General features: G+C 73.9%; 3 protein-coding genes and 1 pseudogene. 3 read left to right on the top strand and 1 reads right to left on the bottom strand.

The genetic code is table 11. From position 1 onward, the window contains the following. Positions 1-97: 97 nt before the first annotated feature. Positions 98-10,720: pseudogene (locus ACZ4TG_RS37070) on the top strand (SDR family NAD(P)-dependent oxidoreductase); the annotation flags it as partial. A gap of 41 nt (positions 10,721-10,761) precedes the next feature. After that, the gene (locus tag ACZ4TG_RS37075) at positions 10,762-17,277 is read left to right on the top strand and encodes a thioester reductase domain-containing protein (protein ID WP_468172476.1); all 6,516 of its coding nucleotides are present in this window, start codon (positions 10,762-10,764) and stop codon (positions 17,275-17,277) included. Positions 17,278-17,396: 119 nt separating this feature from the next. Here the strand turns inward: ACZ4TG_RS37075 and ACZ4TG_RS37080 are convergent, their stop codons facing one another. Then, complete coding sequence (locus tag ACZ4TG_RS37080; RefSeq protein WP_468172479.1) at positions 17,397-19,040, bottom strand: FAD-binding oxidoreductase; 1,644 nt, start codon at positions 19,038-19,040, stop codon at positions 17,397-17,399. A 211-nt stretch (positions 19,041-19,251) separates the two neighbouring features. Between ACZ4TG_RS37080 and ACZ4TG_RS37085 the strand changes: the two genes are divergently transcribed. Beyond that, a partial coding sequence (locus tag ACZ4TG_RS37085) for a biotin carboxylase N-terminal domain-containing protein (RefSeq protein WP_146225392.1) occupies positions 19,252-19,379 on the top strand: 128 nt, incomplete at its 3' end.

A 19,379-nucleotide genomic window follows, 5' to 3' on the forward strand; every position in this document is an offset into this window, starting at 1 on the left:
ACGCGACCGGGCGGCATGCGACTGAGCGTCATGCGGGCCCTGCAATTCATCACCCAGCCACATCACGTCGGGGAGCTGAGATCACGTGGCGAACGAGCAAGAACTCCGGGATTACCTCAAGCGGGCCATCGCTGATGCCCGGGACGCGAAGAAGCGTCTGCGCGAGGTGGAGGACAAGGCACAGGAGCCCATCGCGATCGTCGGGATGGCGTGCCGGTACCCCGGCGGGGTCGCCACCCCCGAGGACCTCTGGAAGCTGGTCACCGACGGGGTCGACGCCGTCAGCGGCTTCCCGGTCAACCGCGGCTGGGACCTGGAGCGGCTGTACGACACCGACCCCGACGCGGCGGGCACCTCGTACACCGCCGAGGGCGGATTCCTGCACGAGGCCGACCGGTTCGACCCGGAGTTCTTCGGGATGTCCCCGCGCGAGGCGCTCGCCGTGGACCCCCAGCAGCGGCTGCTGCTGGAGACCACGTGGGAGGCGTTCGAGCGGGCCGGGATCGACCCGGTCTCGCTGCGCGGCAGCCGTACGGGCGTCTTCACCGGCCTGATGTACAACGACTACGGCTCCCGGTCGGGCCTGCCGGCCGACGGCAACGAGGGCTACCTGTTCAGCGGCAGCGCGGGCAGCATCGCCTCGGGCCGGCTGGCGTACACCTTCGGCCTGGAGGGCCCGACGGTCACCGTCGACACCGCCTGCTCCTCCTCGCTGGTGGCCATGCACATGGCCGCGAACGCGCTGCGCTCCGGCGAGTGCGACCTCGCGCTCGCCGGCGGCGCGGCCGTGATGTCGACGCCGACGGCCTTCATCGAGTTCTCCCGGCTGCGCGGCCTGTCCGCCGACGGCCGCTGCAAGTCCTTCTCCGAGCACGCCGACGGCACCGGCTGGGCCGAGGGCGTCGGTCTGCTCCTGGTGGAGCGGCTCTCCGACGCCCGGCGCAACGGGCACCAGGTACTCGCCGTGATCCGCGGTACGGCCGTCAACCAGGACGGCGCGTCCAACGGCCTGACCGCCCCCAACGGCCCCTCGCAGGAGCGCGTGATCCTGCAGGCGCTCGCCAACGCCGGTCTGAGCACCGCCGATGTGGACGCCGTCGAGGCGCACGGCACCGGCACCTCGCTCGGCGACCCCATCGAGGCGCAGGCCCTGCTGGCCACCTACGGCCAGGACCGCCCGGCGGAGCGTCCGTTGTACCTCGGCTCCCTCAAGTCGAACATCGGGCACAGCCAGGCCGCCGCCGGTGTCGGCGGGATCATCAAGATGGTCCAGGCGATCCGGCACGGGGTGCTGCCCAAGACCCTGCACGCCGAGGAGCCCTCGACCCGGGTCGACTGGGAGGCGGGCGCGGTCTCGCTGCTCCACGAGGCCCGGGAGTGGCCGCGGACCGGGGCGCCGCGCCGTGCGGGCGTGTCCTCGTTCGGGTTCGGCGGGACCAACGCGCACGTGGTGATCGAGCAGGCTCCGGCCGTCGAGGAGCCCGAGGGCGCCGAGCCGCTGCCGGCTCCGGCCGCGGTCCCGGTGGTGCCGTGGGCGCTGTCCGGCAAGACCCCGCAGGCCCTGGCGGGCCAGGCGCGGCGGCTGCTGGCGTACGTGGAGACGCGCGACGGCCTCGACCCGGCCGAGGTGGGCCGGGCGCTGGTCGGCGCCCGGGCGGCGTTCGACCACCGTGCGGTGGTGGCGGGCGCCGACCGGGACGCGCTGCTGGAGGGGCTGCGGGCGCTGGCCGGGGGCGGGTCCGCCCCGGGCCTGGTGCAGGGAGTGAAGACCGCCGGGAAGACGGCGTTCCTGTTCACCGGCCAGGGTGCGCAGCGCGCCGGGATGGGCGAGGAGCTGTACGCATCCTTCCCCGTGTACGCGGCCGCCTTCGACGCGGTCGCGGCCGAGCTCGACCAGCACCTGGACCGCCCGATCCGCGAGGTCATCGCCTCGGGCGAGGGCCTGGACGAGACGGGCCACACCCAGCCGGCCCTGTTCGCCGTCGAGGTGGCCCTGTACCGGCTCGTGGAGTCCTGGGGCGTCAAGGCCGATCAGCTGGCCGGGCACTCGATCGGTGAGCTGGCCGCCGCGCACGTCGCCGGGGTGCTCTCCCTGGCCGACGCGGCGAAGCTGGTCGCCGCCCGGGCGAAGCTGATGCAGGCCCTGCCGGCCGGCGGCGCCATGATCGCCGTACAGGCCACCGAGGCCGAAGTCCTGCCGCTCCTCGAAGGCCTGGAGGACCGGCTCTCCATCGCCGCGATCAACGGCCCCACCTCCGTCGTCGTCTCCGGCGACGAGGAAGCGGCTCTCGAAGTCGCCGCGAAGATCTCCGAGCTGGGCCGCAAGACCAAGCGCCTGACGGTCTCGCACGCCTTCCACTCCCCCCACATGGACGCGATGCTGGGGGAGTTCAAGGCCGTCGCGGCCTCGCTCACCTACAACGAGCCGCGCATCCCCGTCGTCTCCACCCTCACGGGCGAGCTCGCCACCGGCGACGACCTGCGCACCCCGGCGTACTGGGCCGACCAGGTCCGCGGCGCCGTCCGCTTCACCGACGCCGTGCGCACCCTGGAGTCCCTGGGCGCCACCACCTTCACCGAGATCGGCCCCGACGCGGTGCTCACCGCCCTCGCGGCCGGCGCCGTCGAGGACTCCGACACGGCTGTGGCCGTCGCCACCCTGCGGGCCGGCCGGCCCGAGGCCCGCCAGCTGGTGCTGGCCGCCGGGCAGCTGTACGCCCGCGGCCGCCGCACCGACTGGTCCGCCTACTTCGGCGGCCGGCTCGACGCCGCCCTCGACCTGCCGACGTACGCCTTCCAGCGCGAGCGCTACTGGCTCGACGCCGCCGAGGCCGCCGCCGACGCGTCGGGGCTCGGCCTCAGCCCGACGGACCACCCGATCCTCGGCGCCACCCTGGACCTGGCCGACGGGGAGCAGACCCTCTTCACGAGCCGGCTGTCCCTCCAGTCGCACCCCTGGCTGGGTGACCACGCCGTCCTCGGCACCGTCCTGCTGCCCGGCACCGCCTTCGTGGAACTCGCCGTCCTGGCCGGCGGGCGCCTCGGCACCCCGCAGGTGGAGGAGCTGACCCTGTCGGCCCCGCTGGTGCTGCCCGAGCGCGGCGGCGTGCAGGTCCAGCTGGTCGTCGGGGACGCCGACGGCTCGGGCCGGCGCAGCGTCGACGTGTACTCGCGCCCCGACGGCGAGGAGCCCGCCGAGGCCCGCCCGTGGACGCTCAACGCCAAGGGCCTGCTGGCTCCCGACGCGGGCACGGCCGGTGCGGCGCTGATGGTCTGGCCCCCGGCCGGGGCCGCCGAGGTCTCCCTCGACGGGGTCTACGAGCGGCTCGCCGCCCAGGACTACGCGTACGGCCCGGCCTTCCAGGGCCTGCGCCGCGCCTGGAAGGGCGACGGCGAGATCTTCGCCGAGCTCACGCTGCCGGACGCGCAGCGCGCCGACGCCGGGCGCTTCCTGCTGCACCCGGCCCTGCTGGACTCCGCGCTGCACCCGCTGCTGCCCGGAGTGGTGGACGACGAGCGGGTGGCCCTGCTGCCGTTCTCCTGGTCCGGGGTCAGCGTGCACGCCACCGGCGCCACCACGCTCCGGGTCCGGCTGACGCTCACCGGGCCCGAGGTGGCCTCGCTGACGGTGGCCGACGGGACGGGCGCCCCGGTGGCGACCGTGGAGTCGCTGCTGCTGCGCCCGCTGTCGAAGGAGGCGCTGCGCGAGGCCAACTCCTCGGCGCGCGACGGGCTGTTCAAGGTCGCATGGAACGCCCTGCCCGGCGCGGCTGCGGCCGTGGACACCGCGGACTGGGCCGTCATCGGCGACCTCGGCGTCGAGGGCGCCCGCCCCTACGCCGGCCTGGACGCCGTCACCGCGGGCGACTTCGTGCCCGGTACGGTCGTGCTCGCCCTGCCGGCCACCGGCGCGGGCGCCGACGTACCGGCCACCACGCACCGCGCGGTCCGGGAGATGCTGGCGACGGCCCAGTCCTGGCTGGCCGACGAGCGCTTCGCGGACTCCACGCTCGTCGTGGCCACCCGGGGCGCCGTCGCCACCGGTGGCGAGCCGGTCACCGACCTCGCCCAGGCCGCCGTGTGGGGCCTGCTGCGCGTGGCGCAGAGCGAGAACCCGGGCCGGATCGTGCTGGCCGACCTGGACGGCGACGTCCTCCCCGTCTCGGCGGTGGCCTCGGGCGAGCCGCAGATCGCGGTGCGCGGGGACCAGCTGCTGGTGCCGCGCCTGGCGCGCACCCAGCAGGACCCCGAAGCGCGCACACCGCGCTGGGACGAGGGCACCACCCTGATCACCGGCGCGACCGGAGCGCTGGGCGGCGTACTCGCCCGGCACCTGGTCACCGAACACGGCGCCAAGCACCTGCTGCTCCTCAGCCGCCGCGGCAGCGGGGCGGCGGGCGCGGCCGAGCTGGAGGCGGAGCTCACCGGGCTCGGCGCCCAGGTCACCGTCGCCGCCTGTGACGTGGCGGACCGGGATGCCCTGGCCGGCGTGCTGGCGGCCATCCCCGCCGACCGCCCGCTGGGCGCGGTCATCCACACGGCCGGTGTGCTGGACGACGGCCTGCTCTCCTCGCTCACCCCCGAGCGTTTGGAGAAGGTCCTCCAGCCGAAGGTCGACGCGGCCTGGAACCTGCACGAGCTCACCAAGGACCTGGACCTGACGGCCTTCGTCCTGTACTCCTCCATCGCGGGTCTGATCGGCAACGCCGGCCAGGCCAACTACGCGGCGGGCAACACCTTCCTCGACGCCCTCGCCCAGTACCGGCAGGCGAACGGCCTCCCGGCCACCTCGCTCGCCTGGGGCCTGTGGGCGCAGGCATCCACCATCAGCGGCCAGCTGGAGGAGGCCGACCTCAAGCGCATCGAGCGCACCGGTCTGCTGCCGCTGTCCTCCGCCGACGCGATGGACCTCTTCGACGCGGCGCCGGGCACCGGCGAGGCGATCCTCGCCGTGACCCGGCTGAACACCGCCGCGCTGCGCAAGCAGGCCGACGGCCCGCACCTGCTCTTCCGGGGTCTGGTCACGGCCGCCCCTCGCCGGACGGCGGCCGCGCAGGCGGGCGGCGGCTCCTCGCTGGCCGACCGGCTGGGCGGGCTCTCCCCGGCCGAGCGGGACCAGGCCCTGACCGACCTGGTCCGGGCGCAGGTGGCGGGGGTGCTGGGGCACTCCGACCACAGCAGCATCGACGCCGAACGCGCCTTCCAGGAGCTGGGCTTCGACTCGCTGACCGCCGTGGAGCTGCGCAACCAGCTCAACGCGGCGACGGGCATGCGGCTGCCGAGCACGCTGGTCTTCGACTACCCGAACCCGGCGGCCCTGGCGGCGCACCTGTCGGCGGAGCTGTTCGGTGCGCGGGAGAGCGCGGCGCCCGTGGTGGTCGCTGCGGACTCCGCCTCGCTGGAGCCGATCGCCATCGTCGGCATGGCCTGCCGCTACCCCGGCGGGGTCTCCTCGCCGGCGGACCTGTGGCGCCTCGTCGCGGAGGGCGCGGACGCCATCACCGAGTTCCCGGTCAACCGCGGCTGGGACCTGGAGAACCTCTACCACCCGGACCCCGACCACACGGGCACCACGTACGCCCGGGGCGGCGGCTTCCTGCACGACGCGGACCTGTTCGACCCGGAGTTCTTCGGGATGTCGCCGCGCGAGGCGCTCGCCACCGACCCGCAGCAGCGGCTGCTGCTGGAGACGGCCTGGGAGACGGTGGAGAACGCGGGTCTGGTCCCGGCCGCCCTGCGCGGCAGCCGTACGGGCGTGTTCACCGGCGTGATGTACCACGACTACGGCTCCTCCCTCACGACGATCCCCGAGGATCTGGAGGGCTACCTGGCCAGCGGCAACGCGGGCAGCGTGGCCTCGGGCCGGGTCTCGTACACCCTCGGTCTGGAGGGCCCGGCGGTCACCGTCGACACGGCCTGCTCCTCCTCGCTGGTGGCCATGCACATGGCCGCGAACGCGCTGCGCTCCGGCGAGTGCGACCTCGCGCTCGCCGGCGGTGTCACCGTGATGTCCAGCCCGACCTCGTACGTGGAGTTCTCCCGCCAGCGCGGGCTCTCCCCCGACGGCCGCTGCAAGCCCTTCGCGGCCGGCGCCGACGGGACCGGCTGGAGCGAGGGCGTCGGCCTGCTGCTCGTGGAGCGGCTCTCCGACGCCGAGCGCAACGGGCACACCGTGCTCGCGGTGATCCGGGGCTCGGCCATCAACCAGGACGGCGCCTCGAACGGCCTGACCGCCCCCAACGGCCCCTCGCAGGAACGGGTCATCCGCCAGGCCCTGGCCAACGCCGGTCTGAGCACGGCCGATGTGGACGTGGTCGAGGCGCACGGCACCGGCACCACCCTGGGCGACCCCATCGAGGCGCAGGCCCTGCTGGCCACCTACGGCCAGGGCCGGCCCGACGGGCGGCCGCTGTGGCTGGGCTCGCTGAAGTCGAACATCGGGCACAGCCAGGCCGCGGCCGGTGTCGGCAGCGTCATCAAGATGATCGAGGCGATGCGGCACGAGGTGCTGCCCAAGACCCTGCACGTGGACGCGCCGTCCGGGCACGTCGACTGGGAGGCGGGCGCGGTCGAGCTGCTCACCGAGGCGCAGCCCTGGCAGACGTACGAGCGGCCGCGCCGCGCGGCCGTCTCCTCCTTCGGCATCAGCGGCACCAACGCGCACGTCATCATCGAGCAGCACGGCGCCGGGCAGGACCGGCCGGCCGCCGAGCGCTCCGCTGCCCCGCTGCCGGTGGTTCCGTGGGTGCTGTCCGGCAAGACGGCGCAGGCCGTTCCCGACCAGGCGCGGCGGCTGCTGGAGCTGGTCTCCGCGGCGGGCGCGGAAGCCGACCCGGCCGACATCGGGATCTCCCTGGCCGCCGGCCGCTCGCTGTTCGAGCACCGGGCCGCGGTCGTCGGCGCGGACCGGGACGCGCTGCTGGAGGGTCTGCGGGCGCTGGCTTCGGGTGCCTCGGCGCCCGGGGTGGTGCGCGACGTACGGACCGGCGGGAAGACGGCGTTCCTGTTCACCGGGCAGGGCGCGCAGCGCGCCGGGATGGGCGAGGAGCTGTACGCCGGATTCCCGGTCTACGCCGCCGCCTTCGACGCGGTCGCGGCCGAGCTCGACCAGCACCTGGACCGCCCGATCCGTGAGGTCATCGCCTCCGGTGAGGGCCTGGACGAGACGGGCCGCACCCAGCCGGCCCTGTTCGCCGTCGAGGTCGCGCTCTACCGCCTCGTCGAGTCCTGGGGGATCAGGCCCGACCACCTCGCGGGCCACTCCATCGGCGAGCTGGCCGCCGCACACGTCGCCGGGGTGCTCTCCCTGGCGGACGCGGCGAAGCTGGTCGCGGCCCGGGCGAAGCTGATGCAGGCCCTGCCGTCCGGCGGCGCCATGATCGCCGTACAGGCCACCGAGGCCGAAGTCCTGCCGCTCCTGGCCGGGCGCGAGGCCGAGCTGGCCGTCGCCGCCGTCAACGGACCCTCGTCGGTGGTCATCTCCGGCGACGAGGACACCGCGCTGCACGTGGCGGAGCGGTTCGAGGCGCTGGGCCGCAAGACCAAGCGGCTCACCGTCTCGCACGCCTTCCACTCCCCCCACATGGACGGGATGCTGGCGGAGTTCAAGGCCGTCGCCGCCACCCTCTCGTACGGTGAGCCGCGCATCCCGGTGGTCTCCACCCTCACGGGCGAGCTCGCCACCGGCGACGACCTGCGCACCCCGGCGTACTGGGCCGACCAGGTCCGCGGCGCCGTCCGCTTCGCCGACGCGGTCAGCGCCCTGGAGTCCCTGGGCGCCGCCACCTTCGCCGAGATCGGCCCGGACGCGGTGCTGACCGCGCTGGCCCAGGGCATCGTGTCCGACGCGGTGGCCGTGCCGCTGCTGCGCCGGGGCCGGCCCGAGGCGGAGACCCTCGTCGCCGGGGCGGGCCGGCTGCACAGCCGGGGCGTCCGCGTCGACTGGGAGGCCTACTTCGCCGGTACGGGCGCCCGCCCGACGGCCCTGCCGACGTACGCCTTCCAGCACGAGGCCTTCTGGCTCAAGGGCTCGGGCCCGGCCGCCGACGCCGGGTACGGCCTGAACCCGACCGGGCACCCGCTGCTCGGCGCGGCCGTCACGATCGCCGGGGCCGACCAGGTCCTCTTCACCAGCCGCCTCTCGGTGCGCACGCACCCGTGGCTGGCCGAGCACGCCGTCTTCGACTCGGCCGTGCTGCCCGGTTCGGCCCTGGTGGAACTGGCGGTCCGGGCGGGCGACGAGCTGGGCCTGGCCGGGCTCGCCGAACTGGAGCTGCGGACCCCGGTGGTACTGCCCGGGCAGGGCGCCCTCCAGCTCCAGCTGGGCGTGGGCCCGGCGGACGGCTCCGGGCGGCGCGCCTTCACGGTCCACACCCGCACCGACGAGGCCGGGTCCGGCTGGACGGAGCACGCGCACGGCGCCTTCGACACCACCGGCGGGCAGGGCGTGCCCGCCGCGCCGGGCGGCCCGGCCACCGAGGTCCGGCTGCCCGAGGAGCTGCTGCCCGACGCGGCCGCCTACGAGCTGCACCCGGCGCTGCTGGAGGCGGCCGTCGCCGCGGCCGCGGGCACCGGCGCGGCCGGTACGACGCGGATCCCGGCCCACTGGCAGGGGGTCCGGCTGCACGCCACCGGCGCCACCGCCGTGCGGGTGCGCATCGCCCCGCTCGACGGGGACGCGGAGGGGGCCGTGACCGTACGGCTCTCGGACGCGGAGGAGCAGCCCGTCGCCACGATCGACCGGCTCGTCTTCCGGGACGTGCCGGACGGCGAGTTCACCGCGCAGAGCGACGGCAGCCGGCCGCTGTTCCAGGTGGACTGGACGCCGACCGCTCTGCCCGAGCCGGGCTCCCGGCTCCGCTGGGGTGTCCTCGGTACGGCCGGGGACGCGTTCGACGGCCCGTCCTTCGAGGAGGTGGCGGCGGTCGGCAAGGCCGCCGAGGCCGGGGCCGCCGTGGACGCCGTACTGGCCTGGGCGGCGCCGGACACCTCCGGTGACGCGGTGGGCGCGGCCCACTCGGCGGCCCGGCAGGCGCTGTCCCTCGTACAGGACTGGCTGGCCGACGACCGGCTGGAGGCCACCCGTCTGGTGGTCCTCACCCGGGGTGCGGTGGACGCCGGCTCCGAGGGGGTGCCCGAGCTGGGCTCGGCCACGGTGTGGGGGCTGCTGCGCTCCGCGCAGGCCGAGGCTCCGGACCGGATCGTGCTGGTCGACCTCGACCACGCGGACGGCGGCGCCGGGAAGGTTCCGGTGGACGCCCTGTCCGCGGTGGTCGCCTCGGGCGAGCCGCAGGCGGCGCTGCGCGGCGGGGAGATCCTGCTGCCGAGGCTGCGCCGGCTGGCCGCCGGGGCCGAGGGCGCCGAGGGCGCCGAGGGGGCGGACTCGCCCTGGGGACCGGAGGGCACCGTCCTGATCACCGGTGGCACCGGGGCGCTGGGCGGCCTGTTCGCCCGGCACCTGGTTTCCGAGCACGGCGTACGGAACCTGCTGCTGCTCAGCCGCAGCGGCGCCCGTGCGGCCGGCGCGGCGGAGCTGGAGGCCGAACTCACCGCGCTCGGCGCCCGGGTCACGCTGTCCGCGGTGGACGTCTCCGACCGGGAGGCGCTGGCCGCGGCCCTGGCGGCGGTCCCGGCGGACCACCCGCTGAGGGGGGTGGTGCACACCGCGGGTGTCCTCGACAACGGCCTGGTCGCGGCGCTGAGCCCGGACAGCCTCGATGCGGTACTGCGCCCGAAGGCGGACGCGGCCTGGCACCTGCACGAGCTGACGAAGGACCTGGACCTGTCCGCCTTCGTGCTCTTCTCCTCCAGCGTCGGTGTCATCGGCGGCCCCGGCCAGTCCAACTACGCGGCCGCCAACGCCTTCCTGGACGGTCTGGCCGCGCACCGCTCGGCCCTCGGGCTGGCGGCGACCTCGCTGGCCTGGGGTCTGTGGGGGCTGAGCTACGGGATCAACGCGGGTCTGGACGAGAACGACCTGAAGCGGTTCAGCCGCGAAGGCTTCCGTCCGGTCACCCCGCAGGAGGGCACCGCGCTCTTCGACTCGGCGCTGGCGACCAGCACCTCGGCGGTCGTGGCGCTCCCGGTCGATCTGTCCGCGATGCGGGCGCACGGCCTGGTGCCGCCGGTGTTCCGGTCCCTGGTGCGGGTGCCGAACCGGCGCGCCGCCCAGTCCGGGGCGGGCTCCGTGGAACTGCTCGCGACCCGGCTGGCCGGGCTGTCCCCGCTGGAGCAGCACCAGGCGGTGCTGGACCTCGTGCGCGCTGAAGTGGCCACGGTGCTGGGCCACTCGGGCCAGGACGCGGTCCAGGCCGACCGGGCCTTCCAGGAGATGGGCTTCGACTCGATGACGGCGGTGGAGCTGCGCAACCGGCTCAACGCCGCGACGGGGGTCCGGCTGTCGGCCACGGTGGTCTTCGACCACCCGACCCCCACCGCGCTCGCGGACCACGTGCTGGGCGAGGTGGCACCCGACGGTGCCGGCGACGCCGGCGCACCCGTGATGGCGGATCTGGACCGGGTGGAGGCGGGCCTGACCGCCCTGCTGGAGGACGTCCAGGCGCGCTCCACGGTCTCCGTACGGCTGCAGACGATCCTTGCCCGGCTGAACGAGGCGGCGGGACCGGCCGGAGGCCCGGACCTGACGAGCACGATCGAATCCGCCTCCGCGGACGACCTGTTCGACTTCATCGACAACCAGCTCGGCCGTTCCGCGAACTGACGGTCCCGACGTACGCAGCTCTGAGGAGAAGTTGATTTCGCATGTCCAATGAGACCAAGTCCAACGAACCGGCAGCGTCCACGGACCAGGCTGTTTCCAAAGAACAGAAGATGGTCGAGTACCTCAAGTGGGTGACGACCGACCTTCAGAAGACACGTCAGCGGGTCGCGGAACTGGAGGCCGTCAATGACGAGCCGGTCGCGATCGTCGGAATGGCCTGCCGCTTCCCGGGCGGGGTGACCTCCCCCGAGACCCTGTGGAAGCTCGTCATGGACGAGGCCGACGGGATCACCGACTGGCCCGAGGACCGCGGCTGGGACATCGACGCCCTCTACGACCCGGAGCGCGGCAAGCCCGGGAAGTCGTACACGAAGAAGGGCGGGTTCCTGGAGGGCGCGGCCCTCTTCGACCCCGGCTTCTTCGGGATCTCGCCCCGCGAGGCCCTCGCCATGGACCCGCAGCAGCGGGTGCTGCTGGAGACCGCGTGGGAGACCTTCGAGCAGGCCGGGATCGACCCGACCTCGCTGCGGGGCACCCCGGTCGGCGTGTTCGCGGGTGTGGTGGAGCAGAGCTACCTGGGCCTGGAGGGCCCGGAGGAGCTCGAGGGCTACCTGATGACGAGCAAGCTGAGCGCGGTCGCCTCCGGGCGCATCGCCTACACCTTCGGGTTCGAGGGTCCGGCCGTGTCCGTGGACACGGCGTGCTCCTCCTCGCTGGTGGCGCTGCACCTGGCGGTGCAGTCGGTGCGCAAGGGCGAGTCCTCGATGGCGCTGGCGGGCGGCTCGACCGTCTCCGGCAACCCGAGCGGGTTCGTGGACTTCTCGCGGCAGAACGGCCTGGCCGAGGACGGCCGGATCAAGTCCTTCGCGGCGGCCGCCGACGGCACCGCCTGGTCGGAGGGCGTGGGCCTGCTGCTCGTCGAGAAGCTGTCGGACGCCCGCCGCAACGGGCACGAGGTCCTGGCGGTGATCCGCGGCAGCGCGGTCAACCAGGACGGCGCGTCCAACGGCCTGACCGCCCCCAACGGCCCCTCGCAGGAGCGGGTCATCCACCAGGCGCTGGCCGGCGCCAAGCTGTTCGCCGCCGACGTGGACGTGGTCGAGGCGCACGGCACCGGCACCCGGCTCGGAGACCCGATCGAGGCGCAGGCACTGCTGGCGACGTACGGGCAGAACCGCCCGGCCGACCGTCCGCTGTACCTCGGCTCGCTGAAGTCGAACATCGGGCACAGCGTCGCGGCGGCCGGCGCGGGCGGCGTTATCAAGATGATCATGTCGATGCGGCACGGGATCCTGCCGAAGACGCTCAACATCGACGAGCCGACCCCGATGGTCGACTGGGAGTCGGGCGCCGTCTCGCTGCTCACCGAGGCCCGCGAGTGGCCCGCGGGCCCCACCCCGCGCCGGGCCGGCATCTCGGCCTTCGGTGTCAGCGGCACCAACGCCCACGTCATCCTGGAGGAGCCGCCGGCCGAGGAGCCCGCCGACGGGGAGGCACCGGCCGCGGCCGCCGCCCCCGCCGCCGAACTGCCCTTCCTCCCGTGGGCGCTGGCCGCGAAGACCCCCGACGCGCTCGCCGACCAGGCCCGCCGGCTGCTGGCGCACGTCGAGGGCGACACCGGCCCGTCCCCGCTGGACGTGGCGTACTCGCTGGCCACCGGCCGCGCGGCGCTGGACCAGCGCGCGGTGGTCGTCGGCGCGGACCGGAACGCGCTGCTGGAGGGCCTGCGCTCGCTGGCCGCCGGCGAGCCCGGCCCGGGTGTGGTCCGGGGCACGAAGGCGGGCGGCCACACGGCCTTCGTCTTCACCGGGCAGGGTGCGCAGCGCGCCGGGATGGGCGAGGAGCTGTACGCGGCCTTCCCCGTGTACGCGGAGGCCTTCGACGCGGTCGCGGCCGAGCTCGACAAGCACCTGGACCGCCCGATCCGCGAGGTCATCTCCTCGGGCGAGGGCCTGGACGAGACGGGCCACACCCAGCCGGCCCTGTTCGCCGTCGAGGTGGCCCTGTACCGGCTCATCGAGTCCTGGGGCATCAAGCCCGACCACCTCGCGGGGCACTCCATCGGCGAGCTGACGGCCGCCCACATCGCGGGCGTGCTCGACCTCGCGGACACCGCGAAGCTCGTCGCGGCCCGGGCGAAGCTGATGCAGGCCCTTCCGTCCGGCGGCGCCATGATCGCCGTACAGGCCACCGAAGCCGAAGTACTGCCGCTCCTCGAAGGCCTGGAGGACCGGCTCTCCATCGCCGCGATCAACGGCCCCACCTCCCTCGTCATCTCCGGCGACGAGGAAGCCGCCCTCAAGGTCGCGGGGAAGATCGGCGAGCTGGGCCGCAAGAGCAAGCGGCTCACCGTCTCGCACGCCTTCCACTCCCCCCACATGAACGGGATGCTGGAGGAGTTCCGCAAGGTCGCGGCCACCCTCACCTACGGCAAGCCGCAGCTGCCGGTCATCTCCACCCTCACCGGCAAGCTCGCCACCGGCGACGACCTGCGCACCCCGGCCTACTGGACCGACCAGGTCCGCGGCGCCGTCCGCTTCACCGACGCCGTGCGCACCATGGAGCAGTTCGGCGCGACCACCTTCGTCGAGGTCGGCCCCGACGCCGTCCTCGCCACCCTGGTGCGCGACGCCCTGAGCGACGCGATCGCCGTACCGCTGCTGCGCCGCGGCCGCCCCGACGCCGAGACCCTGGTCAGCGGCATCGGCGCGCTGCACACGGCGGGTGTGCCCGTCGACTGGGAGGCGTTCTTCTCCGGTACGGGCGCCCGGCGCACCGGCCTGCCGACGTACGCCTTCCAGCACGAGCGGTACTGGGTCGAGACCACCGGGATCGTCGCCGACGCCTCCGACCTCGGCCTGGAGTCGGCGGACCACCCGCTGCTCGGCGCCGCCGTCACCATCGCCGGAACCGACCAGGTCCTCTTCACCAGCCGCCTCTCGCTGCGCACCCACCCCTGGCTCGCGGACCACATCGTCCTCGGCCAGACCCTGGTGCCGGCCACCGCGCTGATCGAGCTGGCCATCCGGGCCGGCGACGAGCTGGGCAGCACCGTCCTCGACGACCTGTCCATCCTCGGCCCGCTGGCCCTGCCCGAGAAGGGCGGCATCCACCTCCAGGTCAGCGTGGGCGCGTCCGGCGCCACCGGCAAGCGCGAGGTGGCGATCTACTCGCGGCCCGACAACGCCGACGTGCCGTGGACCCTCAACGCCCGCGGCCACCTCAGCTTCCAGGGCGCCGACGAGCCGTTCGCGCTCACCGAGTGGCCGCCCGCCGGCGCCGAAGAGGTCCCGCTGCACGACGCGTACGACAAGCTCGCCGCCCAGGGCTACGTCTACGGCCCGGTCTACAAGGGCCTGGACGCCGTCTGGCGGGTCGGTGACGAGGTGTACGCCGAGGTCAGCCTGCCCGACGGCTCCCGCACCAGCCAGGCCGGCTTCGGACTGCACCCGGCGCTGCTGGAAGTCGCGCTCGCGGCCTCCTGCCTGGCCAGCTACGGCACCGTCCCCGAGGGCGCGGTCTGGATCTCCACCGACTGGAAGGGCGTCCGGCTGTACGCGACCGGCGCCTCGAAGCTGCGCGTACGGCTCTCGCTGGGCGCCGACGACGCCCTGAACGTCCAGCTGGCCGACCAGAGCGGGCAGCCCGTCGCCGCCGTGACCTCGGTCGCCTGCCGCGCGATCGCCGTCGGCGAGGTCTCCAACGCCCTGGCCCGCCAGCGCGACTCCCTCTTCCACGTCGACTGGGCCCCGTACCCGGTCGTCGCCTCCGCGGACACCTCGCGCTGGGCGACCCTGGGCAAGGACGGCTTCGGGGACCGGCGGTTCACCGACGTGGCCCGGGCCGCGCGGGTCATCGGCGCGGGCGAGCGGATCGACGTCGTGCTGGCCCGTCAGGAGACCCCCGACACCGGGGACCTGGCCGCCGACGTGCACACCGCGGCCCGCGGCGCGCTGGCCCTCGTACAGAACTGGCTGGCCGAGGAGCGGCTGGCCGACACCCGGCTGGTGTTCCTCACCCGGGGCGGCGTGGCCGTCGCCGAGGAGGACGTCACCGACCTGGGCGCGGCGACCGTGTGGGGTCTGCTGCGCTCCGCGCAGTCCGAGAACCCCGGCCGGATCATGCTCGTCGACCACGACCTCGACCTGGACGACCCCGACGCCGACCCGTTCGCGGTGCTGGCCTCGGTGGTCGCCTCCGGCGAGCCGCAGTCGGCGGTGCGGGCCGGGCAGGTGCTGATACCGCGCCTGGGCCGGATCTCCGAGTCGGCCTCGGGCCGCACCGGGTCCTGGAACCCCGAGGGGACCGTCCTGATCACCGGTGGCACCGGCAGCCTGGGCGCCCTGTTCGCCCGGCACCTGGTCACCGAGCACGGGGTGCGGAACCTGCTGCTCACCAGCCGTCGCGGGCTCGCCGCCGAGGGAGCCGGCGAGCTCGCGGCCGAACTGACCTCGCTCGGCGCCCGGGTGACCATCGCGGCCTGCGACGTGGCCGACCGCGAGGCGCTGGCCGGGGTGCTGGCGCAGATCCCCGCGGACCGGCCGCTGACCGGGGTCCTGCACACCGCCGGTGTGCTCGACGACGGCCTGATCGGCTCGCAGACCCCGGAGCGGCTCTCCGCGGTGCTGCGGCCCAAGGTCGACGCCTCGTGGAACCTGCACGAGCTGACGAAGGACCTGGACCTGTCCGCGTTCGTGCTCTTCTCGTCCATCGCGGCGGTCGTCGGCGGTCCCGGCCAGTCCACGTACTCGGCCGCGAACCACTTCCTCGACGGTCTGGCCCAGCACCGCAAGGCGCAGGGCCTGTCGGCCACCTCGCTCGCCTGGGGCCTGTGGTCCCAGACCAGCGGAATGACCGGCCACCTCGACCAGGCCGACCTCCAGCGCATCGCCCGCAGCGGCTTCCGCCCGGTCGAGTCCGAGCAGGGCCCCGCCCTGCTGGACATCGCGCTGAACATCGGCCACGCGGCGCTGGTCGCCACCCCGATGGACCTGGCGACCCTGCGGGAGCAGGTCCAGGTGCCGGTGCTGCTGAGCAAGCTGGTGCGTACGCCGGTCCGCCGGACCGCGCAGAACACCGAGGTCAGCACGGAGAGCCTGGCCGACCGGCTGGCCGGGCTGCCGGAGGAGGAGCAGCGGAGGGCGGTGCTGGAGGTCGTCCTCGCGCAGGTCTCGGCGGTCCTCGGACACTCCGACACCTCGGCCGTGGTCACCGACCAGCCGTTCTCGGCGCTGGGCTTCGACTCGCTCACCTCGGTCGAGCTCCGCAACCAGCTGGGCACCGCGACGGGGCTCAAGCTGCCCCCGACGCTGGTCTTCGACCACCCGACGCCGGTCGCGCTCGCCGCGTTCCTGCACGGGGAGGTCGCCAGCGGCTCCGGCGGCCGCAAGGCCACCGACTACGCGGCGGAGATCCGCCTCGCGGACGACGTCCAGCCCGCGTCGGAGGTCGTACGGACGGCCGTGGACCCGAAGGAGATCCTGCTGACGGGCGCCAGCGGCTTCCTCGGCGCGTTCCTGCTGCGCGACCTGATGCGGACCACCACGGGCCGGGTGCACTGCCTGGTCCGCGGCGAGGACGAGGCCGCGGCGCTGGCACGGCTGAAGGCCAACGCCCAGTGGTACCGGGTCTGGGACGGGATCGACGAGGACCGGCTGTCGGTGGTCCTCGGCGACCTGTCCGAGCCCCGGCTCGGCCTGACCGAGGAGGCCTTCGACGCGCTCTCGCGCACGGTCGACGTGGTCTACCACAACGGCGCCCGCGTGCACTGGCTGCACCCGTACGAGACGCTCAAGGCCTCGAACGTGACGGGTACCGAGGAGGTGCTGCGGCTCGCCGCGCGGCACCGCACGGTGCCGGTGCACTACGTCTCCACCGTCGGTGTCTTCAACGGGGTGCGCGAGCCCGGAGTCCCGCTGAAGGTGACCGACCCGACCGGGCCGGCCGAGGCCCTGGCGAGCGGCTACCTGCGCTCGAAGTGGGTCGCGGAGCAGATCATCGCACTGGCCCAGGACCGGGGTCTGCCGGTGTCCGTCTACCGCGTCGACGTGATCTCCGGCGACCAGGTGAACGGCGCCTGCCAGACGGTGGACTTCGTCTGGCTGACGCTCAAGGGGCTGGTGCAGTCGCGGAGCATCCCGAAGGGCACCGAGGGCCGCTTCCACCTGCTGCCGGTCGACTACGTCAGTGCCGCGATCACCGGCATCTCGCGGCAGCCCGGCGCGGTCGGCCGTACCTTCCACCTCTTCAACCAGAGCTCGCTGGCGCTGACCCAGTGCGCCGAGTTCCTGCGCGGGCTCGGCTACGAGCTCGACGAGGTGGACTGGGACACCTGGAACGCGACGGTGAAGGCCGGGGACAACGCCCTGCTGCCGCTGCTGGACGCCTTCGAGATGATGACGTCCGACACCGACGGGTTCTACCCGCCGATCGACACGACCGAGACGGCGGCGGCCCTGGCCGGGACCGGCGTCGAGATCCCCGTGCTGACGAAGGAGCTGTTCGAGAAGTACGTCGGCTTCTTCGTCGAGGAAGGCCACTTCCCGGCGGCCCCGTGACGGGGGCTGGCCATGAGGGAGCCCCGCCGGCCACTGGCCGGCGGGGCTCTCCCCTTTCGGTCTACGCGAGGCTTCCGGTCTCTGCGGGGCTTCCGGTCTCGGAGCGCCCCGCGGAATCGTTACGGCAGGCGGATGCCGAGCCGGTGCGTGAAGACGTTGCGCGGGTCCCACTTCGCCTTCACCCGCTGCAGGCGCGGGTAGTTGTCCTTGAAGTACAGCTGGTGCCACGGGACGCCCGAGGTGTTGAGCGCCGGGTCGGCGATGTCGGCGTCGGCGTAGTTGATGTAGCAGCCGTCGTTGACCCCGCCGGTGCGCGGCACGCCGCCGGTGCTCGCGTAGACGTCCTGGTAGGCCTCGCGGACCCACTTCTGGTGGACCGCGTCGTCCGCCGGGTTCGTCCAGAGGCTGCAGTAGAGCATCTTGGCGACGGAGTCGCGCTGCGCGGTGGCGGTGTCGCCGGCGATCGAGTCGTTGATCCTGCCGCCGAAGCTGACGATGGCGATCATCCCGTACGGTCCGGGGTAGTCGGGGCGGGTCAGCTGGCGGTACATGGCCTTGAGCTGGTCCTGCGGCATCGCCTTGCGGATGTACGCCGACTTGGACTTCCAGCGCGGGACGCTGGCCTCGACGAAGCCGGACCACTCGGTGACCGCGTACAGCCACGGCGCCCGGTAGCGGTCGCCCACGGTGTAGCTGACCCCGGTGCCCTCGGAGACGGCCGCCAGGAACCCGTCGAGCACCTGGTCGGCGCCCGGCGCGGCGGCGTCGATCTGGGTGCTCATCCGGAAGTAGCCGGCTGCCTTGTGCATCGCCTTGAACTGGCTGTAGAGGAAGCGGCCCGGGGAGTCGGGACCCGAGTTGTTCTCGTGCCAGGTGTTGAAGTTGTGTACGAGCCGCGTGAAGCTCGCCTCGTCCAGGTCGTCCCAGGACCAGCTGACGTCCGAGAGGATCACCTCGGAGGGCGCCTTGGGCAGCAGCTTCGACGGGTCGTCGCCGGTGGCGTCCGGTGAGCGCAGCCAGTACCGGGTGATGACGCCGAAGTTGCCGCCGCCGGCGCCGGTGTGGGCCCACCACAGTTCGCGGTTGGGGTCGTTCGCCTCGCGGGTGGCGACCACCTTGCGGGCCCGGCCGTTCTTGTCGACGTGCACGACCTCGACCGCGTACAGGTGGTCGACGGTCAGTCCGCGCGAGCGGGACAGCGCGCCGTAGCCGCCGCCGCTGATGTGGCCGCCGGCGCCGACGGTCGGGCAGGTGCCGCCGGGCAGGACGACGCCCCAGCGCTTGTAGAGGGTGCGGTAGACCGTGCCCAGCAGGGCGCCCGGCTCGACGGCAATGGCGCGCATCTGCGGGTCGTAGGAGATGGAGTTCAGGCCCGCCATGTCGATGACGACACGGACCTCGGGGTTGGTGGTGAAGTCCTCGTCGCAGTGGCCGCCGCTGCGGACGACGACCTTGAGCCTGTTGTCGACGGCCTCCTGCACGGCGCGGACGACCTGGTCGGCGGAGCTGACGATCCGGACGTAGTCGGGGCTGCCGACCCAGCGCTGGTTGGAGCCCGATATCAGGCCCCGGTAGCGCGGGTCGGAAGGGGTGACGGTGATCGGGGCGGCGACGGCCGCGCGGGACGCGGCCTCCTCGGTGCCTTCGGCGACGGCCGCCTCGGCGGCTCCCGCGGCCGACACGACACCGATCGTGGGCACCGCCAGAGCGCCGCCGGTCAGCGCTGCGCCTTTCATGAGCACCCGACGGGACACATCGGTCATGACCGCATACCTCCATGAGACACGAGAGAAGAGCCGGAGAAGAGCCGCGGAGAAACCCAGGGCGCGGCCACCCGATCACAACTCGGTCACCAGGCGTTCTCTGGCGGTCCTCGTGCGCTGATTACCTGCCGATGGACCGCTGGCGAAGATCCGGAGATACGTTTTTGCCCGTCGATGGTCCGGACTGTCACCGAAGTTGAGGAGAGCGTTCGTGCGTAAGGTGCTCATTGCGAACCGCGGCGAGATCGCTGTCCGCGTTGCTCGGGCCTGCCGGGATGCCGGGATCGCGAGCGTAGCCGTCTACGCCGACCCGGACCGGGACGCCCTGCACGTCCGCGC

The organism is Streptomyces sp. NPDC028314, assembly GCF_055565795.1.

Bases quoted from the DNA above. Each gene is read 5' to 3' on its own strand.
- ACZ4TG_RS37075 (WP_468172476.1), top strand. From the start codon at position 10,762: ATGTCCAATGAGACCAAGTCCAACGAACCGGCAGCGTCCACGGACCAG.
- ACZ4TG_RS37080 (WP_468172479.1), bottom strand. From the start codon at position 19,040: ATGACCGATGTGTCCCGTCGGGTGCTCATGAAAGGCGCAGCGCTGACC.